At 43.5% G+C, this 23,579-nt stretch carries 29 protein-coding genes; 8 read left to right on the forward strand and 21 right to left on the reverse strand.

What is annotated here, in order from left to right; all coding sequences use genetic code 11:
• Positions 1 to 254: 254 nt before the first annotated feature.
• From L0991_05745 to artP, 11 genes are all read right to left on the reverse strand, one after another.
• Positions 255 to 809: a GNAT family acetyltransferase gene (locus L0991_05745; protein ID XGB63572.1), complete on the reverse strand. Its 555-nt coding sequence runs from the start codon at positions 807 to 809 to the stop codon at positions 255 to 257.
• A gap of 55 nt (positions 810 to 864) precedes the next feature.
• Positions 865 to 1,344 (reverse strand): GNAT family N-acetyltransferase, encoded by a 480-nt coding sequence (locus L0991_05750; GenBank protein XGB63573.1) that lies wholly within the window; start codon positions 1,342 to 1,344, stop codon positions 865 to 867.
• A 76-nt stretch (positions 1,345 to 1,420) separates the two neighbouring features.
• The gene (locus tag L0991_05755) at positions 1,421 to 1,975 is read right to left on the reverse strand and encodes a nucleotidyltransferase family protein (protein ID XGB63574.1); all 555 of its coding nucleotides are present in this window, start codon (positions 1,973 to 1,975) and stop codon (positions 1,421 to 1,423) included.
• A gap of 73 nt (positions 1,976 to 2,048) precedes the next feature.
• On the reverse strand, positions 2,049 to 2,504 hold the full coding sequence (locus tag L0991_05760) for a GNAT family N-acetyltransferase (GenBank protein XGB63575.1): 456 nt from the start codon (positions 2,502 to 2,504) through the stop codon (positions 2,049 to 2,051).
• Positions 2,505 to 2,662: 158 nt separating this feature from the next.
• Complete coding sequence (locus tag L0991_05765; protein XGB63576.1) at positions 2,663 to 3,133, reverse strand: cold shock domain-containing protein; 471 nt, start codon at positions 3,131 to 3,133, stop codon at positions 2,663 to 2,665.
• Between the two features lie 72 nt (positions 3,134 to 3,205).
• Positions 3,206 to 3,676 carry a hypothetical protein gene (locus L0991_05770; protein ID XGB63577.1) on the reverse strand — a complete coding sequence of 157 codons (471 nt, stop codon included), beginning with the start codon at positions 3,674 to 3,676 and terminating at the stop codon, positions 3,206 to 3,208.
• A gap of 138 nt (positions 3,677 to 3,814) precedes the next feature.
• Complete coding sequence (locus L0991_05775; protein ID XGB63578.1) at positions 3,815 to 4,255, reverse strand: hypothetical protein; 441 nt, start codon at positions 4,253 to 4,255, stop codon at positions 3,815 to 3,817.
• A gap of 295 nt (positions 4,256 to 4,550) precedes the next feature.
• Positions 4,551 to 5,219, reverse strand: a complete 669-nt coding sequence (artM, locus tag L0991_05780; GenBank protein ID XGB63579.1) for an arginine ABC transporter permease ArtM — start codon at positions 5,217 to 5,219, stop codon at positions 4,551 to 4,553.
• The gene (gene artQ / locus L0991_05785) at positions 5,216 to 5,902 is read right to left on the reverse strand and encodes an arginine ABC transporter permease ArtQ (GenBank protein XGB63580.1); all 687 of its coding nucleotides are present in this window, start codon (positions 5,900 to 5,902) and stop codon (positions 5,216 to 5,218) included. The genes artM and artQ overlap by 4 nt, the downstream gene beginning before the upstream one ends.
• 3 nt (positions 5,903 to 5,905) lie before the next feature.
• Positions 5,906 to 6,637, reverse strand: coding sequence for an arginine ABC transporter substrate-binding protein (locus L0991_05790; GenBank protein XGB63581.1), 732 nt, complete (start codon positions 6,635 to 6,637; stop codon positions 5,906 to 5,908).
• A gap of 97 nt (positions 6,638 to 6,734) precedes the next feature.
• The gene (artP, locus tag L0991_05795; GenBank protein XGB63582.1) at positions 6,735 to 7,463 is read right to left on the reverse strand and encodes an arginine ABC transporter ATP-binding protein ArtP; all 729 of its coding nucleotides are present in this window, start codon (positions 7,461 to 7,463) and stop codon (positions 6,735 to 6,737) included.
• Positions 7,464 to 7,980: 517 nt separating this feature from the next.
• Here artP and L0991_05800 point away from each other — a divergent pair.
• Both L0991_05800 and L0991_05805 read left to right on the forward strand, forming a co-directional pair.
• Positions 7,981 to 9,819: an ABC transporter ATP-binding protein/permease gene (locus L0991_05800; protein XGB63583.1), complete on the forward strand. Its 1,839-nt coding sequence runs from the start codon at positions 7,981 to 7,983 to the stop codon at positions 9,817 to 9,819.
• Between the two features lie 146 nt (positions 9,820 to 9,965).
• Positions 9,966 to 10,430 (forward strand): acyl-CoA thioesterase, encoded by a 465-nt coding sequence (locus L0991_05805; protein ID XGB63584.1) that lies wholly within the window; start codon positions 9,966 to 9,968, stop codon positions 10,428 to 10,430.
• Between the two features lie 123 nt (positions 10,431 to 10,553).
• Here the strand turns inward: L0991_05805 and L0991_05810 are convergent, their stop codons facing one another.
• Positions 10,554 to 12,809 (reverse strand): U32 family peptidase, encoded by a 2,256-nt coding sequence (locus L0991_05810; protein ID XGB63585.1) that lies wholly within the window; start codon positions 12,807 to 12,809, stop codon positions 10,554 to 10,556.
• 104 nt (positions 12,810 to 12,913) lie between these two features.
• Between L0991_05810 and L0991_05815 the strand changes: the two genes are divergently transcribed.
• From L0991_05815 to gltS, 3 genes are all read left to right on the forward strand, one after another.
• Entirely contained in the window at positions 12,914 to 13,573 is a 660-nt protein-coding gene (locus L0991_05815; GenBank protein XGB63586.1) for a glutathione S-transferase, read from the forward strand.
• Positions 13,574 to 13,717: 144 nt separating this feature from the next.
• Positions 13,718 to 15,103 carry a patatin-like phospholipase family protein gene (locus L0991_05820; GenBank protein XGB63587.1) on the forward strand — a complete coding sequence of 462 codons (1,386 nt, stop codon included), beginning with the start codon at positions 13,718 to 13,720 and terminating at the stop codon, positions 15,101 to 15,103.
• A gap of 75 nt (positions 15,104 to 15,178) precedes the next feature.
• A complete protein-coding gene (gene gltS / locus L0991_05825) occupies positions 15,179 to 16,402 on the forward strand; it encodes a sodium/glutamate symporter (protein ID XGB63588.1) in 1,224 nt (407 codons plus the stop codon).
• A 95-nt stretch (positions 16,403 to 16,497) separates the two neighbouring features.
• Here the strand turns inward: gltS and L0991_05830 are convergent, their stop codons facing one another.
• From L0991_05830 to L0991_05840, 3 genes are read right to left on the reverse strand one after another with little or no spacing between them, the layout of a single operon-like run.
• Positions 16,498 to 16,947: a GyrI-like domain-containing protein gene (locus L0991_05830; GenBank protein XGB63589.1), complete on the reverse strand. Its 450-nt coding sequence runs from the start codon at positions 16,945 to 16,947 to the stop codon at positions 16,498 to 16,500.
• Between the two features lie 52 nt (positions 16,948 to 16,999).
• Positions 17,000 to 17,233 (reverse strand): hypothetical protein, encoded by a 234-nt coding sequence (locus tag L0991_05835; GenBank protein XGB63590.1) that lies wholly within the window; start codon positions 17,231 to 17,233, stop codon positions 17,000 to 17,002.
• A gap of 8 nt (positions 17,234 to 17,241) precedes the next feature.
• On the reverse strand, positions 17,242 to 17,493 hold the full coding sequence (locus L0991_05840) for a Rho-binding antiterminator (GenBank protein ID XGB63591.1): 252 nt from the start codon (positions 17,491 to 17,493) through the stop codon (positions 17,242 to 17,244).
• 204 nt (positions 17,494 to 17,697) lie between these two features.
• On the opposite strand from L0991_05840, the gene L0991_05845 reads away from it, so the two are divergent.
• Both L0991_05845 and L0991_05850 read left to right on the forward strand, forming a co-directional pair.
• The gene (locus tag L0991_05845; GenBank protein XGB63592.1) at positions 17,698 to 18,063 is read left to right on the forward strand and encodes a cytochrome c; all 366 of its coding nucleotides are present in this window, start codon (positions 17,698 to 17,700) and stop codon (positions 18,061 to 18,063) included.
• A gap of 115 nt (positions 18,064 to 18,178) precedes the next feature.
• The gene (locus L0991_05850; protein XGB63593.1) at positions 18,179 to 19,357 is read left to right on the forward strand and encodes a BamA/TamA family outer membrane protein; all 1,179 of its coding nucleotides are present in this window, start codon (positions 18,179 to 18,181) and stop codon (positions 19,355 to 19,357) included.
• Positions 19,358 to 19,391: 34 nt separating this feature from the next.
• On the opposite strand, the gene catB is transcribed toward L0991_05850, so the two are convergent.
• The 4 genes from catB to L0991_05870 form a co-directional block, all read right to left on the reverse strand.
• Positions 19,392 to 20,018, reverse strand: a complete 627-nt coding sequence (gene catB / locus L0991_05855) for a type B chloramphenicol O-acetyltransferase (protein ID XGB63594.1) — start codon at positions 20,016 to 20,018, stop codon at positions 19,392 to 19,394.
• A gap of 93 nt (positions 20,019 to 20,111) precedes the next feature.
• A complete protein-coding gene (locus tag L0991_05860; protein XGB63595.1) occupies positions 20,112 to 20,843 on the reverse strand; it encodes a glucose 1-dehydrogenase in 732 nt (243 codons plus the stop codon).
• A gap of 86 nt (positions 20,844 to 20,929) precedes the next feature.
• Positions 20,930 to 21,325, reverse strand: coding sequence for a nuclear transport factor 2 family protein (locus L0991_05865; protein XGB63596.1), 396 nt, complete (start codon positions 21,323 to 21,325; stop codon positions 20,930 to 20,932).
• A gap of 41 nt (positions 21,326 to 21,366) precedes the next feature.
• Positions 21,367 to 22,083 (reverse strand): HAD family hydrolase, encoded by a 717-nt coding sequence (locus L0991_05870; GenBank protein XGB63597.1) that lies wholly within the window; start codon positions 22,081 to 22,083, stop codon positions 21,367 to 21,369.
• A gap of 266 nt (positions 22,084 to 22,349) precedes the next feature.
• Here L0991_05870 and L0991_05875 point away from each other — a divergent pair, with 266 nt between their 5' ends.
• Positions 22,350 to 22,682, forward strand: a complete 333-nt coding sequence (locus L0991_05875; protein ID XGB63598.1) for an SEC-C domain-containing protein — start codon at positions 22,350 to 22,352, stop codon at positions 22,680 to 22,682.
• An 88-nt stretch (positions 22,683 to 22,770) separates the two neighbouring features.
• Here the strand turns inward: L0991_05875 and L0991_05880 are convergent, their stop codons facing one another.
• The gene (locus tag L0991_05880) at positions 22,771 to 22,995 is read right to left on the reverse strand and encodes a hypothetical protein (protein ID XGB63857.1); all 225 of its coding nucleotides are present in this window, start codon (positions 22,993 to 22,995) and stop codon (positions 22,771 to 22,773) included.
• A gap of 87 nt (positions 22,996 to 23,082) precedes the next feature.
• A complete protein-coding gene (locus tag L0991_05885; protein XGB63599.1) occupies positions 23,083 to 23,481 on the reverse strand; it encodes a VOC family protein in 399 nt (132 codons plus the stop codon).
• Between the last annotated feature and the right edge of the window lie 98 nt (positions 23,482 to 23,579).

The raw sequence follows: 23,579 nt of genomic DNA on the forward strand, positions 1-23,579 counted from the left end.
ATAATCGACAGGGAACGTTAATTACCAAAAGTTGCACATCTGAATTGCACTTATATCTCAATAACTCGATAGAAAACTCAGTCTTCGGTGAACTTCATGTAACGCAGTTTTACGTTGGTTGCTGCATTACGCAAAACATAAAGTGTTTACTCAGAATTTAATTGGGTATTGGTTAAACAATCACAACGAAAAGTACCGCTTATTTCGAATCGACTTATTAACCTTGTCAGGAAAGTTGTCTCTGAACTCATACGTTAGGCAACTTTTGTCGGTCGCACCATTTCTTTAAAGATTTGCCCGTTTAATTCGAAGTCTTTAACGTATGTAAAGCCTGCTTTTTGAATATGAGCGGAAAAAGAACGAGCGTTATCCTGGTGTACGTAGGTGTAAACATACGGGAACTCGTCACTTTTTGCCTTACAACTAAATTGAAACAGCTTCTCAAACACACCTTGGCCGCGGCTCCCCTTACCCACACAAACTGGCCCCCAGAAGTATGAATTGGTTGTATTTAACTGAGTGCTTTCAATAGTCACAGTAGAAAGCTTAGTCGCGACTGATGTTAACCCCTCGGAACATCTCCAAAATTGCCATGAAGCACAAACCGCCATCGCAACAATGACATGGTCGATTTCAGCAACAAACACCGCCTCTTCTTGCTGGATTACTTTTTTGAGCAGCCCTTCGTCTAGGACAGTGTTCAAGAAACCATCTGATTTATCCGACTCATCCAAATTTGAAACATGACACGATTCCTGCAATGCGACTAGTTGCCTGATATCCTCAAGCTTTGCAGTTCTTATTTCCATTACTACCTCTGATTATCCTTTCTTCTAATTGAGCTATGGGGGATTGTATTGCCGTTTAGCCTGTTACCCTCGACATGATAATGATGTCTATTAATTCACCGTCAACCAACACTGCCTTGCGTTTTGTCCCCTCGACCTCAAAGCCAAATGACTTATACAGCGACAACGCAGCAGCATTGTTAGCATGAACTTCCAATTCAAGGCGTGCTAGATCCAACTCTTTGTCACAATAAGACACCAAGTGTCCTAATAAAAAACGACCTACGCCCTTTCCACGAGAAGCTTTTGCTACCGCAACTCCAAAAGAAGCAGAGTGTTTTAATCTTGGTTTTGTCGAGAGATTTAACGCTAAATGCCCTAAAAGTTCGCCATCTTTAGCAATGGCAACGAAATGGCGTTGGTTATCATTGAACATCGCATCAAACTCTTCCCGTTTGATATCTGCTGAATAGCGATTGTTGTTCACGACTTCTTTATCGGTATAAATGTCGTATAAGGCTGGTAGATCAGCTAAATCCATTTCTCTGATTTTCATGAACAAGTAAGCTCCAAACGTTTTAAAGACGAAAGTTATCCCTTCCCTGACCTCTAGATGTACCGGGAATTGGTTGTCAAACCCAAGATAGCACTCTCACTTGCGGCCATCTAGCTTTGTAACTAGCTATCATTTTGCTGTAGTTCTCTTTAGTCATTGCTCGCTTATTTGGCTTGATCAACATGTTAAATGCGTCCTCTAATCCGTAAGGTGCAAATATTCTGATGTGATCTGACCCTTCTATGGTGAAGCCAATAGCAAAAGCAGATAACCAAGATTCAATACCTTGCTCAACACACTCATATGGCTGAATGGAACATCCGAACTTCGTCGAATAGCGTTCATGGATAGTTGCCTGATTTTTTACATCAATATCTACGATATGACTTAACCGCGAGCAAATGCGACTTTTAAACCCATCTTCACTGGTGAGCTGAGAACTGTCGAAATAAACGATATCAAAGTCCTTCACCTGATCGAGAAGTGGCTTATTTTCAATACTATTCCAGACTACTTGAGTAATAGCGCCACCAGCAATATAGAAGTTTGGCAACCCTACTTCTCGACACACTTTAGCAGTCTCAACTAACTCAGGAACTTGATGGATTAAATATTCAAGTTGTTTGTTCATACTGGCCTATTAGAGCATGCTAAAGGTGAAGAAGATTGAAATGAATCACTGAAGCAGATCGTGAGTAAACAGCCTACAACGCGAGTTTGAACCCTTCATGTGTTGCTTTGAATCCGAGTTTCTCGTAGAACCTGATCGCATCAGGGCGCTGCTTGTCACTTGTTAACTGAACGATTGTACAGCCTTTGTTTTTTGCCAGTTCGATAGCGTGTCCGAACATTTGCTCACCGAAACCTTGTCCACGATAGTCACTGTGGATTCGAACACCTTCGATAAGACAACGCCAACTACCAATATGCGTTAGATACGGAATAAAGGTTAGTTGAAGCATCCCGACTAGAGCACCTTCCAGTTCAACAACCAATAATTCGTTGTTTGGGTCTCGTGCAATCGCTTCGAACGCTTCAATGTAGCCACGATTCAACGGAATAGACGCATCTTCTCTTTTACTACCAAGTGGGTCATTTGAAAGCAAAGCAACAAGGCTTTCCAAATCTTCAAATTCAGCTGAACGATACTTTAATTCCATCTATAAATCCTTTTTACTTCTCACTACTAAACCCGCATTTAAGCACGAGCAATGCGACGACAAAGCTTCACCTTACCATCGTAAAAATCGAACTCAACTATTGGATGGAAAAAGACATGCTTTGGGAATCAGGTCTTAGATTGTTTGTATATCACGCCCTAATGAGTGCACCATTGCATTTCACAGGGCTCTCCATCATTATCCCCGTCAATTTTTACATTGGGGCAATTCGCTAAGTAGAACTTTGCTTCGTCGCAAGATCTCATTTGGCTACAGTAAGTCTTACCTTCACATCTAAAGCCCATATTTTCGTATGCAGGGGCTACTGCGACCTTTCCGTAAGTAAAGTACCCTATTGAACCTAAAACTAAACACGCTAAAAGCCCCGATAATATCGATGACAAAACGCTAGTGCTTTTATTAGGCGCTACACCAACCAAAGATACGAAATGAGCATTAGCCTTACCGTTTCTCCATACGAGTTGAAACTCGACAGAATCGCCAATTTCAGGATGTCTAAAGCCTTTTTCAAACTTTGATATATGGACGAAAATATCACCTTGGTGATCGTCAGAATTGATAAAGCCAAAACCTCGGTCATCGACCCAACGTACAATTGTTCCTCTCATATTTAACCTTTCCCTTGAAGCAAAAATGCCACGCATTGCGAATCACTCTTAAACAATTTGTTATGTGATTTTTCAACTTAGTTCACTATACAACTTTCTTATAACTGGATAAGTTGATAGCTTGTATTCCGTAATGCTACGACTTAACTCTTCAATGTCACTATCTGAGCGAAATAGTAACGGATAAATTTGTTCAGCATCTTTACAAATACAAGAGGTTAAGCTGACCAGCTCATCATTACCTAATAAATTTGCTATAGAACGAGATCGGTATGCTGAACTACACAGCTCTGACAAGTGCTGTTTTGATTTAATAATATCTCGCTCTGAATTTTTTGCTACGATGCACTCATTCATTGAGGTTTCAATGCTTTCCAACAACTCTGTTAATTGAAACACTAATTTCTTTTTATCTTCTAAAGTTGCTTTAAAAACCTCTTGTTGGTGGCTGACTTTTGAACTCTTCAGCGCAACAAACCCTGTTATTGCTGCCCCCAATCCGATTTTTACAGCAGTATCCAATACATCTATTATTGTAGTCATAGCAATTTGGCTCTCCTTTCAGCTAACGCACTGTTAAGGGGGAGCAACGCAATACCGATGCCTCTGCAACCACCTTAATCACTAAAAGCAACGCACAGTAAAAATGCCACGCGTTGCGAATCCGTGTTGAACAGTTTGTTATGTGATTGGGTTCAACAGTGGCAATACGCCAAAAGTTTCACCCGCCCTAGCTTGATTTTCAATGTTATAGGCTTCTTCACTAGACTCTACTAAAAGGTATTGATACTCAAGATGTTCATGGATGTATGACTTAGTAAGACCATCCAACTTAAGCTCACCAGACGCAAACCTTGGTAAGTCTTCTTGTTTCAGGCTAGGAATAACCAAACGATTAGCAACATAAACACAGAACTGATCACCGCTTAATCGTCCGGATGCATGACTTTGAATACGAGTTATCAAACCAAATTTAGCTTTATGGCGATTATTTTCAATCTGACGACCAGACATACCACAGTAGACTAATTCTTGACCGCGCCAAATGGCATAAACCCCAGCTGCGACTTGAGGAATACCAGAGTTAGACCATTCAGAAAACGTGTATCGTTTTGAGAACATTGATTGTTTCCTCTTAAATCACATAACAACTATTAGATAGAATCATTCTATCTAGTTTTATATGCATGGCACTCTAGCACAATTAGTTTCATTATTTCAGTGACTTAAAACATAGATAAGCGCGTAAAATAACAAAATACAGAATATTTCCATATAGTATGAATCCAGTAAAAACCCTTTCGTAGTGTATGTACTCACAGATCTTCTGACCATGTTGAAAGCACAAAAAAGCCTGCCATCTATGCGAACATAAATGGCAGGCTTTATACGTTAGTTAAGCTTTTGACTGGCTAGCTTACGCCGCTTCAAATGCGAGGGCTTTCTTTTCTACTTGGCGGAAGATAAGTGTTAAAATGCCGTTTACTGCTAGGTAGAATGCACCAGCGATACCGAACACAGTCAGTGTATCGTACGTTTGGCCGTTAATACGCTGAGCGTAGCCCATCAAATCCATGATAGTAATAGTGCTTGCTAGTGATGTGCCTTTGAAGACTAGAATCACTTCGTTTGAGTAAGCTGGAACGGCACGGCGTAATGCGTATGGCAGAAGCACTTTAAGCGTCGCGATTTTGTCCATACCTAGTGCACGACATGCTTCCCACTGCCCTGCAGGAATCGCGTTGAATGCGCCTCTGAACAGTAGCGTGCTGTATGCGGCAGTGTTCAAAGCCAGTGCCAACATTGCGCAGAACCAAGGTTGGCTAAGCCATGTCCACATGAAACTTTCACGAATCCAATCGAACTGACCAGGGCCGTAATACACCAAGAAGATCTGAACCAGTAATGGTGTACCGGTGAACAAGGTGATGATGCCGCGTGTTACCCAGTGAATCGCAGGGAGTCTTAGGATCAGTGTTACCGTCATCAGCAGCGACAAGATACATCCAACAAGCAGCGACGCGCCTGTTAGTTGCAGGCTAGTTACTAAACCTTCAAGCATTTGAGAGAGGTATTGTTGATTCATGCCATTGCCCCTTTGTTACCCAAACCTTGAATAGAGAACTTACCATCAATCACTTTTACTGCTCTTTGCGTAATCAATGTGATGATTAGGTAGATAGCTGCCGCCGTTGCGTACCAAGTAAATGCTTCGTGCGTTGCTGCTGATGTTAATTGCGCTTGTTTCAGGAGATCGGTGACACCAATCAGAGAAACCAGTGCAGTGTCTTTCAATAGAACCAACCACTGGTTCGTTAAGCCTGGTAGTGCGTGTCTTACTGCTTGTGGCAAAACAATTCTGAAGAATGCGTGCGATTGTGGGATACCCAATGCACTCGCCGCTTCTCTCTGCCCTTTACCTACCGCTTTCAATGCACCACGAATAGTTTGTGAAGCGTATGAAGCGAAAATAAGTGACAACGCAACAACACCAGATAAGAACGGGCTAACTTCAACAAAGTCACCAGTGATCATGAAGAGCACTTGTGTTGAGCCAAAGTAGATAAACAAAACCACCAAGATTTCTGGTAGACCACGTACGATTGTCACGAACGCAGTTGTCGGCCATTTGATTGCAACACGACGAGACATTTCACCGCCTGCAAACATTACCGCTAAAACTAATCCAACCAATAGGCTTACGAATGCAAGCTGAATAGTCATCCAGCTTGCCTCGACGAGCCCTAAAGAGTAACCCGTTAATTCCATAAATTACTTACCGAAGTACTTGTTGAAGATCTTGTCGTACTCGCCGTTTGCTTTAACTGCTGCAAGTGCTGTGTTCAATTGTGCAACTAGCTCTGGGTTGCTCTTGTTTACTGCGATACCAAAACCGTTACCGAAGTACTCTTGGTTTGTTACTTGGTCGCCAACGTACGTTAGGTTGTCTTCTTTCTTAAACCATTCAGCGACTACTGCTGTGTCACCGAATACAGAGTCGATACGACCGTTTTTCATATCGATGAATGCATCTTGGTAGCTTGAGTAAGGTACTGCTGTCACACCTGGTAGTTGCTCAAGAAGGTAGCTTTGGTGAGTAGAACCGTTTTGAACACCGATACGCTTGCCTTCTAATGCTGCTTGGTCTGCTACTTTGCCTTCAATAGAGATGAATGCTGCAGAGTTGTCGTAGTAAGCGTCAGAGAAGTTTACTTGTTGAAGACGTGCTTCAGTGATGTCCATTGCAGAGATAGCCGCATCGTAACGTTTGAATTTAAGAGCTGGGATTAGGCTGTCGAATGCTTGGTTGTGGAAAGTACACGTTGCTTTCATCTCTTCACAAAGTGCGTTTGCTAGATCAACGTCGAAGCCTTGGATTTGGTTGTTCTCGTCCATGTATTCGAATGGTGCATAAGTCGCTTCCATTGCGAATTTGATTTCTTCTTGAGCTGCTGCATTGAAAGAAGCAAGGCCGATAAGAGAAGCTAGTAGAATCTTTTTCATTTTGTTACTCCGAATACTGTGTAATAGCGGCCTGTGGCCATTCTTATAATTTGATTGTTTTAATCGATGTTGTGTTTAGGTAAATATAGTCAATGACTTAGTGAGTCAAATACTCTGCAAACTCTGGAGTCTGCGGATTGATAAATGCGTCGCTGGTGCCGTGTTCCACGATGTAACCCTTCTCAAGGTAAAGAACGTGGCTCGCAATCTTCTTGGCGAAGTCAACTTCATGAGTCACTACCACCTGAGTAATTCCAGTGCCGCTTAGCTCTTTGATGATGCTAACAACTTGGTTAGTGATCTCTGGGTCTAGAGCCGCTGTTGGTTCGTCAAACAGCAATACATCTGGCTTCATCATAAGAGCACGAGCAATAGCGACACGTTGTTGCTGACCACCTGATAGCTGTAACGGCCAAGCGTCTGCTTTATCTGCAAGCTGTAAAGTTTTCAAAACCGTTTGCGCTTGTTTGATCGCTTCTTTCTTATCTAGGCCTGCAACCTTAGTTGGTGCTTCAATCAAGTTTTCCATTACCGTCATGTGTGGCCACAAGTTGTATTGTTGGAAAACCATGCCGACTTTACGACGTAGCTTAAGCCCCTGCTTCTCTTGGATCTGGCTTGAGAAATCAAATTGCTCGTTAGCAATGTTCAGTTCGCCATCGTCTGCGATTTCTAGCAGGTTCAAAACACGCAGTAGTGAACTCTTACCAGCACCGCTTGGGCCAAGCAGTACCAAGGTTTCGCCACTCTCACAGTTAAAACTGATGTCGTGAAGAACTTGGATATCGCCGTATGATTTGTTGATGCTCTTTACTTGAATACTCATGCCAAATTACTGCATTAATTGTCATTTGTTGGCTATTCTATTTAAACTGAACTTTTATGCAAGAAAAATGTATAAAAAATTAATTTGTTGAATTTTTGTAACAAATACCGTACAAAAAACAGCCTCATTAACTGCTCTTACCTCTTTATCACCCAAGTTATTGAAAACTCGAATATGACACCAAAAAGCAAACGTTTTTATAAATCCAAACTCACTTGTTCAGCAAAGGTGGTAAATTCTTAATGGCAGTTATATACCTGCATAAAGTTCATGGATAACCACTCAACTTCTGCCCTAACACCAGTGAACAAGAGTGCTTAATATTCCTTTTATTTAGCTTTCTATGCGCACATCGAATACACAGCAATTATTGAAAATTGAGTTTCCTAGGAAGCGTGATGCTCCAATAAATGCTTTAATGGCATCTATTCTCAATAACTAGCACTTGCCAGCGAACAAGACGTATTACAAGTAACCAGTCATCTATTCTTAAAGCGACAAACACTAAGGCAATCATATGCAAAACGATGTCTCTTCTACGCTTGAGGCAACTCAGCGACAGACTCAACAGAACCCAGAATCAAAACCAGAGAAGAAAAGCCTCAGCATTTTGCTTGAGCTGATTAAATTTATTCAGCCGTATAAAGGTCGTGTGATCGCAGCGTTGATTGCTTTGATCTTCACAGCGAGCTTAACCCTTTCAGTGGGACACGGTATTCGCCTTCTCATTGACCAGGGTTTTAGCCAACAATCATTATCCGACTTAGGTAGCGCTATCCAATTCATCATGGTCGTGGTGGTATTGATCTCTATTGGTACCTTCTTCCGCTTCTACTTAGTCTCTTCAGTTGGTGAACGTGTAAGTGCGGATATCCGCCTATCCGTCTTCAATCACGTTGTGACACTTCATCCGAGTTATTTTGAAACCAATGGCAGTGGCGACATCATGTCGCGCATCACCACAGACACAACGCTACTTCAAAGTATCATTGGTTCATCTTTCTCGATGGCGATGCGCAGCGCGCTGATGTGCCTTGGTGCAATCATCATGTTGTTTGCGACCAACATTAAACTCACACTGATCGTGTTGGCATCGGTGCCGTTTATCTTGATTCCAATTTTGGTTTACGGACGTCGGGTAAGAGCACTATCACGTAAAAGCCAAGATTCGATGTCAGACGTCGGCTCATATGCAGGTGAAGCGATTGAGCACATCAAAACCGTTCAGAGCTACAGCCGAGAAGCCCAAGAGAAAACATCGTTCGCGCTTGAAGTAGAAAAGGCGTATGAAATTGGTCGTCAACGCGTAAAACAGCGCGCTATTTTGATCTCTGGCGTGATTGTTATCGTGTTCAGTGCGATTGCAGGCATGCTTTGGGTGGGTGGTACTGATGTCATCAACGGCACCATGTCCGCGGGTGATCTGGCTGCGTTTGTCTTTTATGCGATTATGGTCGCTTCATCTCTGGGTACTATTTCTGAAGTGATGGGCGAACTGCAGCGCGCAGCCGGTGCTACAGAGCGTTTAATCGAAATTCTACAAGTGGAAAGCCACATCGTTGCCCCTGTCGAGAATCCAACATCACTCGATAACCTAACACCAGAAGTCGCTTTTGATGATGTGACCTTCTGTTACCCGTCTAGATCGGGTCAACCAGCAACAAGTAACCTGTCGTTAACCGCCCACGAAGGTAAGGTGCTAGCGTTAGTAGGCCCATCTGGTGCAGGTAAAACCACCCTATTTGAATTGCTGCAACGTTTCTACGACCCTCAAATTGGCAAAGTGACGCTAGGTGGCGTGGAACTGAATCAGTTTGACCCGAACGAACTAAGAAAGCAGATGGCGCTTGTTCCTCAACAACCCGCTCTGTTCAGCAACGATGTGTTCCATAACATTCGCTACGGCAACCCAGAAGCGACCGATGAACAAGTGATTGAAGCGGCGAAAAAAGCACACGCACATGAGTTCATTCAGAACCTACCAGATGGATATCATAGTTTCCTTGGAGAACGAGGCGTAAGACTGTCTGGTGGTCAACGTCAGCGTATTGCCATCGCGCGTGCCATCTTGAAAGATCCAAACATTTTACTATTGGATGAAGCAACAAGCGCTCTAGACAGCGAAAGTGAGCATCATGTTCAGCAAGCATTGGAAGAATTAATGCGTGGCAGAACGACGATCATCATCGCCCACCGTTTATCGACAATCAAACACGCAGACCAAATTGCAGTACTCGATCAAGGACAGCTTGTAGACATCGGCAACCACCAGTCGCTCATCAATAGCTGTGAACTATACCAACGCTTGGTTGAACTGCAATTCAAACACCTGAGTGACGAACCCGTTAATAGCTAACAGCCAAGTCTCTGACAACGTGTGATTTCTAGCTTCAAAAACTTAAATCACACGTGTTGCAGTTTTGTTAAATTAGCGGTAGGGTTTTTATTCCAATAACAACTTATCCCGATGAAGGATAAGCAGATAACAATAAGAGAGTTCGCATGGAAGCATTATTATCTGACTACCCGGTAGTAACAGAAATCCCAGTCGCTTGGGGAGAAATGGACGCACTCAATCACGTCAATAACGCTGTGTATTTTCGCTACTTTGAAACCGCTCGCTTAGATTTCTTTAAGCACGTCGAACTGATGGAAGAGATGGCAATCACCAAGGTTGGCCCTGTTCTTGGCGACACTTATTGTAAATATTTCCGACCTGTCACCTACCCTGATACTTTGATGGTGGGTTCACGAGTCACCGACATTCAAGACGACCGCTTTACCATGGAATACGCGATCGTCAGTAAAGCGCAACAAAAGCTGACTACTGTTGGTACAGCGACCATCGTGATGTTCGACTTTGCATCGAACCAAAAAGCGCTGCTGTCACTGCGCCTGACCAGTGAAATTGAACGCATGAACACGCTTAAAAGCCCATGCTTCAAACAAGAAGCAGTAACGGAATAAACGGTTCGTTAATTCAGATCGAGTCAGAAAATCTCACGCATTAAAAAAGCCACTCAATTGAGTGGCTTTTTGTTTCTTTGTTGCCAGCGCTTACAAGCAGTTAAGCCTTATAAACCTTGAACGCTATAAACCTTGGACGTACTGAGCGTTAGTACGAATCTCGACAAGTTGCTCTAGGTGTTGCTGTGAGCCTTCAACGCCGTTGATTAAACCTTCGAAGTGCTTGATCAGCTCTACCTTGTCTTGAACTTCTTTTGAACCCGCGCCGATGTTGGTTAGGTCAATGAAGAATTCGTCAAACAGGCCAGAGAAATCCGTTACAGCGTCATGGTTTAAGAACTGCTCGTGGTTATAAATGCTTGGGTAGCCACCTTTCTGTTTATCAACCGCGAACGAGATACCTTTCACGTTAGTAATCGTAGTTGCTTTCTCACACTTCAACATACAACCCGCTTCGATGCTTGGCTTGTTACAGCCTACTGTTCTTTGGAAGAAACATTGGCGGCTAGTCATCATCAAGATTGGGTGGTAAATACTGTAGAACAGTTTGAAGTTCTCTGGTCGGCGAATATGACGAATCTGACCTTTGTTGATCTCGTTCGAAATGAACGCACCCGCACAGTTTAGCTCTTCTTTGAGCGTCACTAATGCGTGAGAGTTTGTCGTGTTCATGAACGGACCAGCAACCCACTCGATACCCATCTCGTAAGCCTTGTACGCGATACCCGTGTTGTTAGTCACGATGCGAGCTGGCTTAACGACTTCAAGAATACGAACGGCTTCGTCGTAGTCCTTGCCAATCAATACTGCTGGGAACCACGGAATCAAACGTGGGTTTGCCGCTAAGATATCGATGTACTTGTTACAACGCTTCTTGAAGCTTTCTGGGAGCTTGAAGTAAACGTCCGCATCCGTCACATCACATAGGTGCAAGTCTGCAACGTCAGCGATAAGCATCGACATAGTCGGCTTCTCGTTCACTTTAGGATGCTGTGGCAGTGCTGGTACTTCAACGTGCTTAATCACTTCAACAGAGCCGTTTAGAATGAAGTCAATTTCGTCCTTAATGTCAGAAATTTCTTTCAACGGAATCACAAGTCCAGAGTCCACTTCGCTAAAATCTTGGCTTTCTAGTGTGTGAACCGCACTCTTCACGTTCTTGAATCGCTTCTCAAGTAGCTCTTGAGTAATCGCTTTCTCTTCTGTTGCAGTAAGCAGCGACTTAGATTGCAGGGTGAAGTTCTCTTTCTCTGTCTTCACTGTCACCGTAAATGGCTGACCTGCTTTTGCGCTGAAAGACATAGCAACTGGCGTCTTGCGGATATCAAGGAACTTAATCTTGTCACGCATTTCGTCACCAAGTACGTCTTTCGCTTCATGCAGCTGTACCGTCGCTTCTTGAATCTGAACCACTGAGATTTCGTTGTTCTTCTCTTTTGCCTGCTCAACCGCATAGTTAATGCTGTTGTCACGAGGGTTATCGATGAACATGTCTTTCGTTAGGTTGCCCTTAAGGAAAGAGTTCGTGAATTCACGGTTGAATACTTTGTGTAGGTTAGAATCGTCTTCAAGCAACAAACCTTCTTGTACAAAGCTATCGATCTGCTTACGCCACGTATCTACCACGGTGTAAACGTAGTGTGCGCCTTTAATGCGGCCTTCGACTTTAAGCGAGTCTACCTTTGCGTCTACCAGTTCAGGCAAATCGTAATAGGCAGAGTTGTCTTTTAGGTTTAGTGGGAAACGGTTACCCGCATTGGTGATTTCATATTCATCACGACATGCTTGGCTACAACGGCCGCGGTTACCTGAGTTACCGACACTTACTGAGCTTGAGTAACATTGACCCGAAAACGCGATACACAATGCGCCATGTACGAATACTTCGGTCAGTACATCATGGTCGTGTGCGACTTCAGTCAGCATTTTAATTTCAGGCAGGTTCAACTCACGAGACAAGTTAACGCGCGATGCACCAATCTTAGACAGAAACTTAATCTGGCCTTCATTGTGTGTGGTTAGCTGAGTTGAAGCGTGAACATCTAACGATGGAAAGTGCTTCTTCACTAGGTTAAACAAGCCCAAATCTTGGACAATGATGCCGTCTACCTTAGTATTCACTAACTGGTTTAATAGCTTAGTGATGCTCTTCGTTTCGTGCTCCAGCAGCACAACGTTAAGCGTTAGAAAGATCTCACAACCGTATTCATGAGCAAGGCGGATTACCCCGTTCAACTCATCTAACGATAGGTTAGAAGCTCTGTTACGAGCGTTGAAGGTGTCTAAACCGCAATAAACTGCATTGGCTCCGGCTACGATGGCTGCTTTGATCGCTTCTACATCGCCACCAGGGGCTAATAACTCAATTTTTCTGCTCATTTTTGAAGTCGCTCACTTACTTATAATTTTTAAGCCGCGTATTCTACCCACATCACGATCTGTTTACCACCGTACAACACTTTTCAAACTCAATGACCTCAACAATGCCTAATCCTTCAGCTTTACCTATCTTGTACTCTCTCCGTCGCTGTCCTTATGCAATGCGTGGAAGAATGGGCATCGCCTTATCGAAACAACAAGTACTGCTGAGAGAAATCGTCACCAAAGACAAGCCTAGTGAACTATTGGCCAGTTCGCCAAAAGGTACAGTTCCAGTTCTAGTGTTATCCGATGGAAAGGTTATTGAGCAGAGCTTAGATGTGATGATGTGGGCGCTTCAACAGAACGATCCTCAGGATCTTCTACGTTCGAGTAACCCTCCGCTCAGTGAGCAAATCCACCAGCTTATTCAACGTAATGACAATGAGTTTATTGGTCACTTAGAGAAGTATCGCGCTTCTGTTCGCTATCGCAATGACGACATCGAGCAACGTAGGAACTTGTGCGAAGCCTTTATCAGCGAGCTTGAGGCTAAGCTCGCCCACCACGACTATTTGTTTGGAGATTCCCCTAGCCTAGCCGACTTTGCCGTGATGCCATTCGTAAGCCAGTTTGTAAGAGTAGAAAAGAAATGGTTTGTGCAGTCTGAATACCAGAACGTTGGGCTTTGGTTACGGTCACACCTCGAAAGTAAACTCTATACCCAAGTAATGAAACAGTACCCATTATGGAATGACACCAAGCAGGATTGTCTTTTTGGATAAGACCAAACCGCATCAAAGCCACCATTATCTAAAAGATTGTGCCGAATTTCATGACACTGTGTCGCGCGCGGTGCCATTGATGGCATATTAGATCTCACTCAAAATAGCCTTTCAATTCGATACAAGGTTAGTTTGAAAGGCGCTATGGCGAAAACGAAAAGAAACACCCTAGACATTCCGATACATTGGCTAACGGGATTAGCAAAAGTGTCGTTGTTGGTCGCGTGTTCACTAAACCTCTCAGGTTGCAGCGCTAAGAACAAAGCCACTAACACCGCCCCATCAAATGCTTCAGCACTCAACTCAGCAAATCAACCCTATACCGCTGAGAACTTTTACAAGCAAGACAACAAAGTCACAGTGATCCTCGCTTTTTCTGGCGGTGGAACGCGTGCTGCAGCCCTTTCCTATGGTGTCTTGCAGGCACTGCGTGATACCGACATGGAGATAGATGGACAACACATCAATCTGCTTGAAGAAGTCGACATGATCAGCTCAGTATCGGGTGGGAGTTTTACGGCTGCGTATTACGGCCTTTATGGCGACAAGATATTTGATGACTACGAAGACGCGTTTCTTTATCACAAAGTGTCTGAGGATCTTATCTCTATTCTATTATCACCGAGCTACTGGTTCTCCTACGCGACAAGAACAGACAAGGCGACCGATTATTACGACGCGAACATTTTTGGTGACAGCACATTTGCTGATATGCAAAGAGAAGGTTCGCCTTACATAGTGATCAACGCTACGGACATCTCAACAGGTTCACGCTTTTCTTTCACACAAGAGTACTTCGATTTGATCTGTTCTGATTTAAATCGTTATTCCGTGTCCAGCTCCGTGGCCGCCTCTTCTGCTGTGCCTTTCGTTTTTACGCCTGTCGTGCTTGAAAACAGAAGTGACTGTGACAAAAGTCGGCACATCAAGCCTTCTTTTGATGCCACTACTTATCGGAACAAGAATCTCATTCAATCATTAGACTCTTACAGTGACAAAGACGCAGTGGGATATCTTCATTTAGTTGATGGTGGGATTACAGACAACTTGGGGCTGCTGTCGCTTTATGAGATGTCGGAATACTTACGTTATAACGATGAAAGAAAATTGAAAACGCTACACAAAGATCAACCTGTCCGCCCTATTGTCATCATCTCGGTTGATGCGGCTACTAAACCAGAATCCGGCATTGGTAGTTCAATTGAGTTACCAACCGTTAAGCAGACGGTCGATGTTATTACAGATATTCAATTGCACCGATACAACGACACCACCAAAGACTTGATCGTGGATGAGTTGGACTCATGGTCTGAGTTCGCATCTTACGAAGGGCATCAAGTCGTTCCGTATTTTATTGAAGTCAGCTTGAGCAAGGTGAGCGACAACAAAAAACGTTATCAACTGAATCAGGTCCCGACCGACTTTACTATAGACAAAGACAAGGTTGACCTGTTGATCGAAGAAGGTAACCAACAGCTTACGACCGACCCTACATTTCAAGCCTTCTTATCGTTTGAAAACAACAAATAATGTTAATCTGGTTGCTTATAAATCAAGCAATTATCAGTTACATCACGTCAGAATTTTATTTATACAAGGCGCACTATGGAATTTGAAAACAACATCCTACACCTTGGGTCGTTTTTCGCTGTGACCATGGGTATCGTGGTTTTATTTGTCGGAAGAAGGCTTAATCAAGTCATCGGCTTTTTAAAAGAGTTCAGTATCCCCGAACCCGTTTCTGGTGGCATTTTAGCGTCTATTCTATTTGGCGTACTTTACGCAACGACATCCATTGAAGTGCAGTTCGACCTGTTCGCCCGCGATGTATTGCTAGTGTACTTCTTTACTACCATAGGTATCAACTCAAGCTTACGTGATTTGTTCAAAGGCGGTAAACCTTTAGTGATTCTGTTGGTCATCACTATCTTCTTTATGATCATGCAAAACATTGTCGGAATTTCGGTAGCGTCGATGTTTGGGCTTGAGCCTGTTTTTGGCCTATTAAGCGGAAGTATCTCTTTGATTGGCGGGCACGGGACTGCTATCGCTTGGGCACCTAAAGTGGGAGAACAGTTTGGGTTAGAGAGCGCAATGGAAATCGGCATCGCTAGTGCAACCTTTGGACTTATCTTGGCGAGTTTAATGGGTGGTCCTATAGCTAAGTTCCTAATTAAACGACACAACCTAAAGTCTTCGGATTCAGGCTCAGCAATAAAAAGTGAGGTCAAAGAGAGTAAGACACAGCAATTGACCTCTTTCCAATTCTTAGATGCCGTTTTAGCTATCCACATTTGCGTGATATTTGGCGCATTACTTAACGAGTTAATAAGCCAAACAGGGTTACAGCTTCCACTGTTCGTCTCTTGTCTGTTCGCAGGTATTGTTATTACTAATGTCATCCCTGACGCTTACCCAAGAATATCGGGCTCCAAGTGGCCAACTCGCTCACCTGCCATCACCTTGATTGCCGATATTTCACTAGGCACATTCTTAGCGATGTCGTTAATGAGCATGCAGCTTTGGACCCTCATTGATTTAGCAGGCCCAATCTTCGCTATATTGGCGATGCAGCTTCTACTCGCCGTGATCATCAACATCTTTGTGGTGTTTCCAGCGATGGGTAAAACTTATGATGCTGCTGTAGTATGTGCGGGGTTTGGCGGGATATCGCTGGGTTCAACACCTACAGCCATGGCCAACATGTCGGCCGTTAGCCAAAAATATGGACACTCTGTACAGGCCTTTATCATCGTGCCTTTAGTGTGCGCCTTCTTTATCGATTTGGCTAACGCGCTCATCATCCCTTACTTCATGAGAATGATGTAACAAGCGAACTTTAAATTGCTTAAACAAAAGAGCCGCTCATACCGAGCGGCTCTTTTATTTCATAAACTCTTACACGATATATCGGCGCTTAAAGGTTATTGAATCGCTATAGATATCTCGACTTCAGTTTCGCCTTTGTAGAGTTCAAAGTCGGTTGTGTACGTGCGTGTATGTGGGCAATCTGGCGCGTTAAAATACGCCCACACTTCTCCCCATAAATCGATCACCGCTTGTGGTAATTCGCCTTCTGCAGAGAACGTCAGGTATTTTCCTGCTTCAATCTTTGTTTCGACCAATTGGTCAATGCTGTTATCAGTGAGTGCATTGGTACAAGCAATCACATCAAAGTCACCTGTAAAATCTGACTCGTAATTGGTGTATACGCCGTATACCTTTGAGTCCGGGGTCAGCTTAGGAAAAGCTTGTTCGAAAAAGCCTTGCCATAACTGCCCTATTTTTGCCTTAGCTGGATCAACCTCGTCGGTATTGTTGGTTCGTACCACAAAGCCATACGCTTTTACCGCTTCTAATATTTGTTCTTTCACTCTTTTATTTCCTAAGCCATTTTATTGCATCAACTGCTAAGCCAACTCGATTCTAGTCTTGGATCTCTTTATGTCCGCACTTTTCACAAACAACATGGCGAGAAAATTCATCCATGGCAGCGACAAAGCCGCCAAGAAACCAGCCTTTGACCAGACCGGAGATAAACTCAAGCCGCTTTTGGTTTGGTTTGCCCGCAAATTCACTTTCCTTTCTCACCAAAACGACAACGTGTTGCGTACGTTCACGGCAAGATGTGCAGTAGCTTTGCTCTATTGAATTATTCATATGTCACCCTATGACGTTTTGAAAGAGATTTGCTTAAAATGAGGGTTGTCGACACACACTTCTAATTCATTAATTTCGGTCAACACAACAAGTTGTTCTCGACCAGCAACACTTAGCTTAATGCATTCATCTTTGTCTTGGTTTCGCTGGGTATCTAAAGCAACACCCTCGATCTGTTCACCAGAGCGTAAAGTGAGCTTAACTGGGTATCTGTGCATACACACAATTTCAATATAATCGTAATCACTGCAACTAATCATAATGCCTCCCATTCTTCCACCAAGCTAATGCGGCACGCTATTCTATGCAAACTGTTTATAATCAATCGTTTACTCAGATCACATGAATACAGCACCAGCCTAGAGCAGCGTCAATTTAAGCATAGCCGCTCTTTAACCATTCACGTTTCTTCTACTCACCTCTGCTTATGCTTTCATTGTTCAGTAACAACCGAGTACCAAACAATGAAAACCATCAAACACATACCCCTTTTCATTTTTTGCTTAGTGGCGTCAATCATGTCATTCACCGCAAGTGCCGCGACAGCAAATGATGCAAGCCACTTCGTCAACGGCAAAACCAAATATCGACAGCTTTGCCAAGCGTGTCATGGTGACAAAGGTTTAGGTGATGGTCCAACAGCAGCATCCCTGCCAAGTAAACCCGCCAATATTCCAAATAAGCTCGGTGAATTCTTTACGACAAAGAACTCCTTGGTTGATGACATTTTAGAAGGTGACACGGAAGAAGGAATGCCATCGTGGCAGGGAGTGATTACAAGACAAGATGCCATTGATATTCTTGATTATGTCGAAATGATCCAACGATAATTGCTAATCGATTCAACTTTTTAACGCTGAACTTACTTAATAACGTTCGTTTTATTGCGCTATCTATTCGTTTGATTACACTGAAGTTATTGGACAGTGAATAATACGGAACGTTATGAACTTAAACCCCCTAGCCGCAAGTGCTCTCATGCTCGTCTCTACAACAGCAAGTGCGGTGAGTTTTATAGACCAAATCGATGGTCACTTGGACATGGGTGAATACCTAGCTGAAAATGCCTATGGCTTTTTACCCGTCCCGATTCTCATTACAGAGCCAGCGGTTGGCTACGGTGGTGGTTTCACCGGTATCTTTCTTCATGAATCAGAAGAGCAGAAAAACACACGCAAAGCACTGGCGGAGAAGTCCCTTGATGGAGGCGCACAACTCTTAACACCTGCAATCACCGCAGTTGGTGGCTTTGCGACAGAAAATGGCACTTGGATGGCATTTATTGGTCACAAGCGAAGCTGGAAAGAGGATTCGATACGCTACCTTGGTGGTTTGGGTTACGGCGATATCAACATGACTTTCTACCGACAAAGTTCTCCCAATGCCCTTTCACCACTCGATCCAAACGAAGGTATCGAGCTTGGCTTAAAAGGCATGGGAGGGATTCAAAAGCTTCAATTTAGAATCCAAGACTCGCCATGGTTAGTTGGCCTATCTCAACAATTTTTTGCACCTAAATTGTCACTCAATAACCACCCTAAAGCGCAAGAGATCCTAAACAATATTGGGAATACCTCACCTACTTCATCAGGCTTAGGCTTAATCGCTGAGTACGACAGTAAAAACAGCTTTCTAAATCCAACTCAAGGCTATAACTATGTCGCCGAGTATCTATGGTTTGGTGATGGACTTGGCAGTGATTACAACTACCAAACGTTCAATCTAGAGGGACTGAATTATTGGGAACTCAACAAAGAATGGAATCTCGCATTGCGCGGTCAATACAAATCCTTATCGACTGATGAACGCTTTCTCTCGCCTCAATATTACCCAGACATTCAGCTAAGGGGTATTGCAAGAAACCGCTATCAAGGAGAGCATACCTTTGCGGCAGAGGTACAAGTAAGCAAACAATGGACGCCACGTTGGTCAACAGGAGTATTTACCGGGATTGGTTATGCTGGCGACAGTGACAGCGATATGTTCGACCAAAGCTCACACTCAGCGTATGGCGTTGGATTTCGTTACCTTATCGCAAGGCGTTATGGGCTAATATCAGGGATTGATATTGCGTTCAGCGAAGAGGATACCGCACTCTACTTTCAAGTCGGAGCCGGTATCTAGCTAAATCACGATTCAATAGACCGACTGGAAGGAATTAAGCAAAGGTCTTCCAATACTGGTACAAGCCATCGATATCAGAAGAGCACATCAAGGACATTGCACCTTTGATTTGCTCTTCATTCCATTCCCACCATTTCATTTCTAGCAACTGCGCAATTTCAGTTTCACTAAAACGATAGCGGATATGACGAGCTGGGTTAGAACCGACAATTGAGTATGGCTCAACGTCTTTGGTTACGACGGCACGACTGGCGATAATGGCACCGTCGCCCACCTTTACGCCACTCATGATCATCGCCTCTGTGCCAATCCAGACATCATTACCAATCACTGTGTCTCCAGAACGTTCGAAGCCGTCGATCGCCCCTTCAAATTTTTCATCATCTTGGTAGAAAAATGGGAATGTACTCACCCACTGGTTTTGGTGACCTTGATTGCCTGCCATCATAAACACGGCACCAGAACCAATCGAGCAGTAGCTACCGATGATCAACTTGTCGATGTCAGTTCTGTCAGGAAGCAGGTAGCGTGCACAATCATCAAAACTATGGTTGTGATAGTAGCCGGAATAGTAACTGTGCTCACCCACGATGATATTTGGGTTGGTTACTTGTTCTTTAAGTGATTTGCCCACGAATGGGCTTTCAAAATAGTTATTCATATTTGTACTCTTAGTTTCGTTCTTTTAGTTGGGTACTGTTTATTGCGTTATGATTCTAACTAATTTCTATTTTTGCGTAAAAGCCTTAGTACCCTAACGCCCGCCGGCAATGTCAATAAATGACCCTGTCACATAAGAGGCTTCATCTGAGAGTAACCAAGCGATAGAGTTTGCGACTTCTTCTGGCGTACCGCCTCGTTGCAACGGTAATTGTGAAGCTAACCTATCTACTCTGCCCGGCTCACCGCCATCGGCATGCATTTCAGTATAGATACAGCCAGGTCTTACACCATTGACACGGATGTTTCTTGACGCCAGTTCAAGAGATAAGCCTTTAGTAAGGGAGTCCATTGCACCTTTCGAAGCCGCATAATCTACATATTCAAATGGCGCTCCGGTACGTGACGCTGCAGACGAGACATTCACAATAGAGCCAGCACCATCCGCTTGCTTGATAAAAGCTTTACTGCAGAGGAAGCAGCTCGATACATTTGACTTCATGACCTTTTCAAAGCGATCCAGTTCTATCTCTTCTAATGCAGATTGAGTAAACAAGATGCCCGCATTGTTAACCAAATGAGTTACAGGCCCGAGTTTATTGCGTGCAATTTCAAACAAGGATTTAACGTCTGATTCAACAGAAACATCGGCTCGTACACTGATAGCAGTGCCGCCTTGTTCTCTAATTTCGTTAACCAGTGCTTCAGCTCTCGATTCATTTTGGATGAAATTGACACAAACCGCATAGCCTTGTTTTGCTAATAGCTTAGATGTTGCAGCTCCAATACCTCGGCTTCCACCGGTAACAATTACGACCTTGTTCATGGACTCTCCTAACTTGCTGACTTTTTGTTTATCTGATTGTTGTTATGCACGTATGCTTCTGTGAGTTCGTGTTGTGACATTTGATGTTATTGTTTGAGTGATTCAGGGCTGACTAACTGAACCCATTGTGAGCGCCACTCTTGTGGAGCAAAGCCATCTGGCCAAAACTCGGTTTGCTTTTGAATCAAGCCGTCAACCACGGTATGGAAGGTAATCACACGGTCATTAAGAACACTGTCAGTCACCGACACATCGGTAACAACAGTATCGCCCTCACATACAATCGAGTTGAGCGTAAATTTCCATACATCATTTGCTGGGTATTCAGAGTTGATCGCTGTGAAGTTATCTCGCCCGACGGTTAGCTCAGATGACTGTGGCCAATAGCCTTGGAAATCCTCCGCCAACCATTCGCTCGCTTTTGCAAAATCATTGGTACGCATGGCTTCCCAAAAACCTAATACCACTTCTTTCGGTGTCATTGTTCTTCCTCAAATTTATCGAATTACTTGGTACTTGTTGATTACGCATACTTGCCAATGATCGCCAAAAGATCATCGACATTACTAGCGATGTAATCGGGTTTAGTCTCCCACTTTTCTGGTTCAGAACGGCTGTAACCCGCGGCAACAGCGACCACTTTAGCTCTCCCACCAAGTGCAGCCTCGATGTTACGGGCAAACTGAGTATCCGCTTCATGATCACCGATATACATTAAACAAAGCTCGTCGGTTTGACCTTCACCAAAAATATTTTCAACGCACTTAATACCACCAAATGGATGTGGCTTTTGATTGCCATTTGATACGTCATCATAACCAACAACCGCTTTAAACAACTCGCCAATACCATAGCTATCGAGTACACCGCGAATATTCAATTGAGAATTTTGAGAACAGATGCCATGAGGAAGATGTGCAAACCGGTTTATCACCGCTTCCATACCCTCAAACAGCTCGACTGGCGTTTGGTTCTTTTCTTGATGTTCTGCCCACATCCCACCAGCAACCAACATTTCATCATGAGACATACCGTAGTAGTCGACATATAAAGCTTGCCAGTTTTTAGCGCCATGATTTGCTTCGTGATAAAGCGCCTCGCTCGTTAAGTACTTTGGCAAGTTTTCTCCAGAGAGGTGCGGTGCAACCACAGAGATAATGTCCTTCGTTATGGCGATATTCTTTGGCACCGAATTGACTAAGGTTCCATCATAGTCCCACAAGATAGCATCTAACTTCATTGTTTATCTCTTTGTTTAAATTAAGTATTTTAATTTATCACTCCTATGGCTATAGAGCGAAATGTAAATATCTTTAACTTCAAACCTAATCCACACAAAAGCAAAAGTTTAACGGATCACACTAGGTATTTCCGTGTAAGGACAAGCCTAATAAGCTTTGCTTAGATCATTGCTTTATCAATTGGAATATATGCGTATAATCCCCCGCTCCATGCGCTATCAACATGAACATTAGCGCCATAACACTATTTCTTAATGAGTACCCCATGTCGAAACTATTTTTCAAAGGCCGTATCGAAACAAGACAAAACCACGTCCTTGCAGGCTACAACGTAAACCGCGATGTAAAAGCGGGTACTGAAGAAGCACCAATCAAAGTAACGGTTCAAAACGAAGGTCGCAAAGCTGAGATCGAAACACTGGCTGCAGAGCAAGAGTTCTTTGTAGAAATCACAGTAGACGCGCAACAAGAAGAGAACACCATCGAGCTTGATACATTCCTAAACAAGCCAAAAACGATGACATTTGAAAAGACGCCGAACCGCAACGACCCATGCTCTTGCGGTAGCGGTAAGAAATATAAGAAGTGTTGCGCTTAAGACTTCTGAATTGAATTGCCAATAGTAAAACGAAAGACAACGGGAAGATCGCTGCGATCTTCCCGTTTTTATTTGCTCAAACCCTTCATCAATCTAGATGGTCCGGCGTCTCTAGGTAGGTACCGCATCGAGAGCATTTGTAATCTCCCGTTGCACCATTGGAAATAAACCCGGACAAGATTTGCATCAGCAAGCCCGGTTTCTTCTCATCTTGCGGTGCTTTTTGTGCTTGGTTACTGAACAAAGTGTATTTGTGCAATGTTAGCGCTTTGCAGTTACAACAAAATGCTCGTGTTTGTTCACTTCCATACATGACTTCGGCAACCTTCTTGCTCATAAACACTCAACGCATGACGGAGTGTTCACGCGTTAAGCTAGGATTGATTTTGAATTTAATTGTTTACACACCACTCCAGAAAAACTCAATACGAATTCCACTTGGGTCATAGCACATAAGGTGTTTAGCAGGCCCTTCTCTAACTAATTCAGGACCAAACTCAACGGTTACGCCAGAGTTTAGAAACTGTTTGTGTAACTCATCTAAGTGCCCCTCAGATTCGACTAGCAAAGCTAAGTGATGCAAACCGACATTAGCTTTTCGGTCAAACTCGACAGGTGAATCCGCTTTTGCGTCCCAAAGTGTCAGCATAATATTACCATCACTGACAAAAATAGCTGGGTAGCTAGGGTTTCTTTTAACCTCGTTCCAACCAAGCTGTTCTACGAAAAACTTCGCACTCTCTTCCAACTTTGAAACAGTGAGTCCTACGTGATGTACACCTTTTGTTAGTGCTGCCATATCTTACTTACCTTATTAATTAACCTGAATAAAACTTTAAGTTAAGGATATAACCAGCACAACTTGACGAAGCTGATAGAGTTATTCAATTTATTTGA

This window comes from Vibrio chagasii (genome assembly GCA_041879415.1).
Taxonomy (GTDB): Bacteria; Pseudomonadota; Gammaproteobacteria; order Enterobacterales; family Vibrionaceae; genus Vibrio.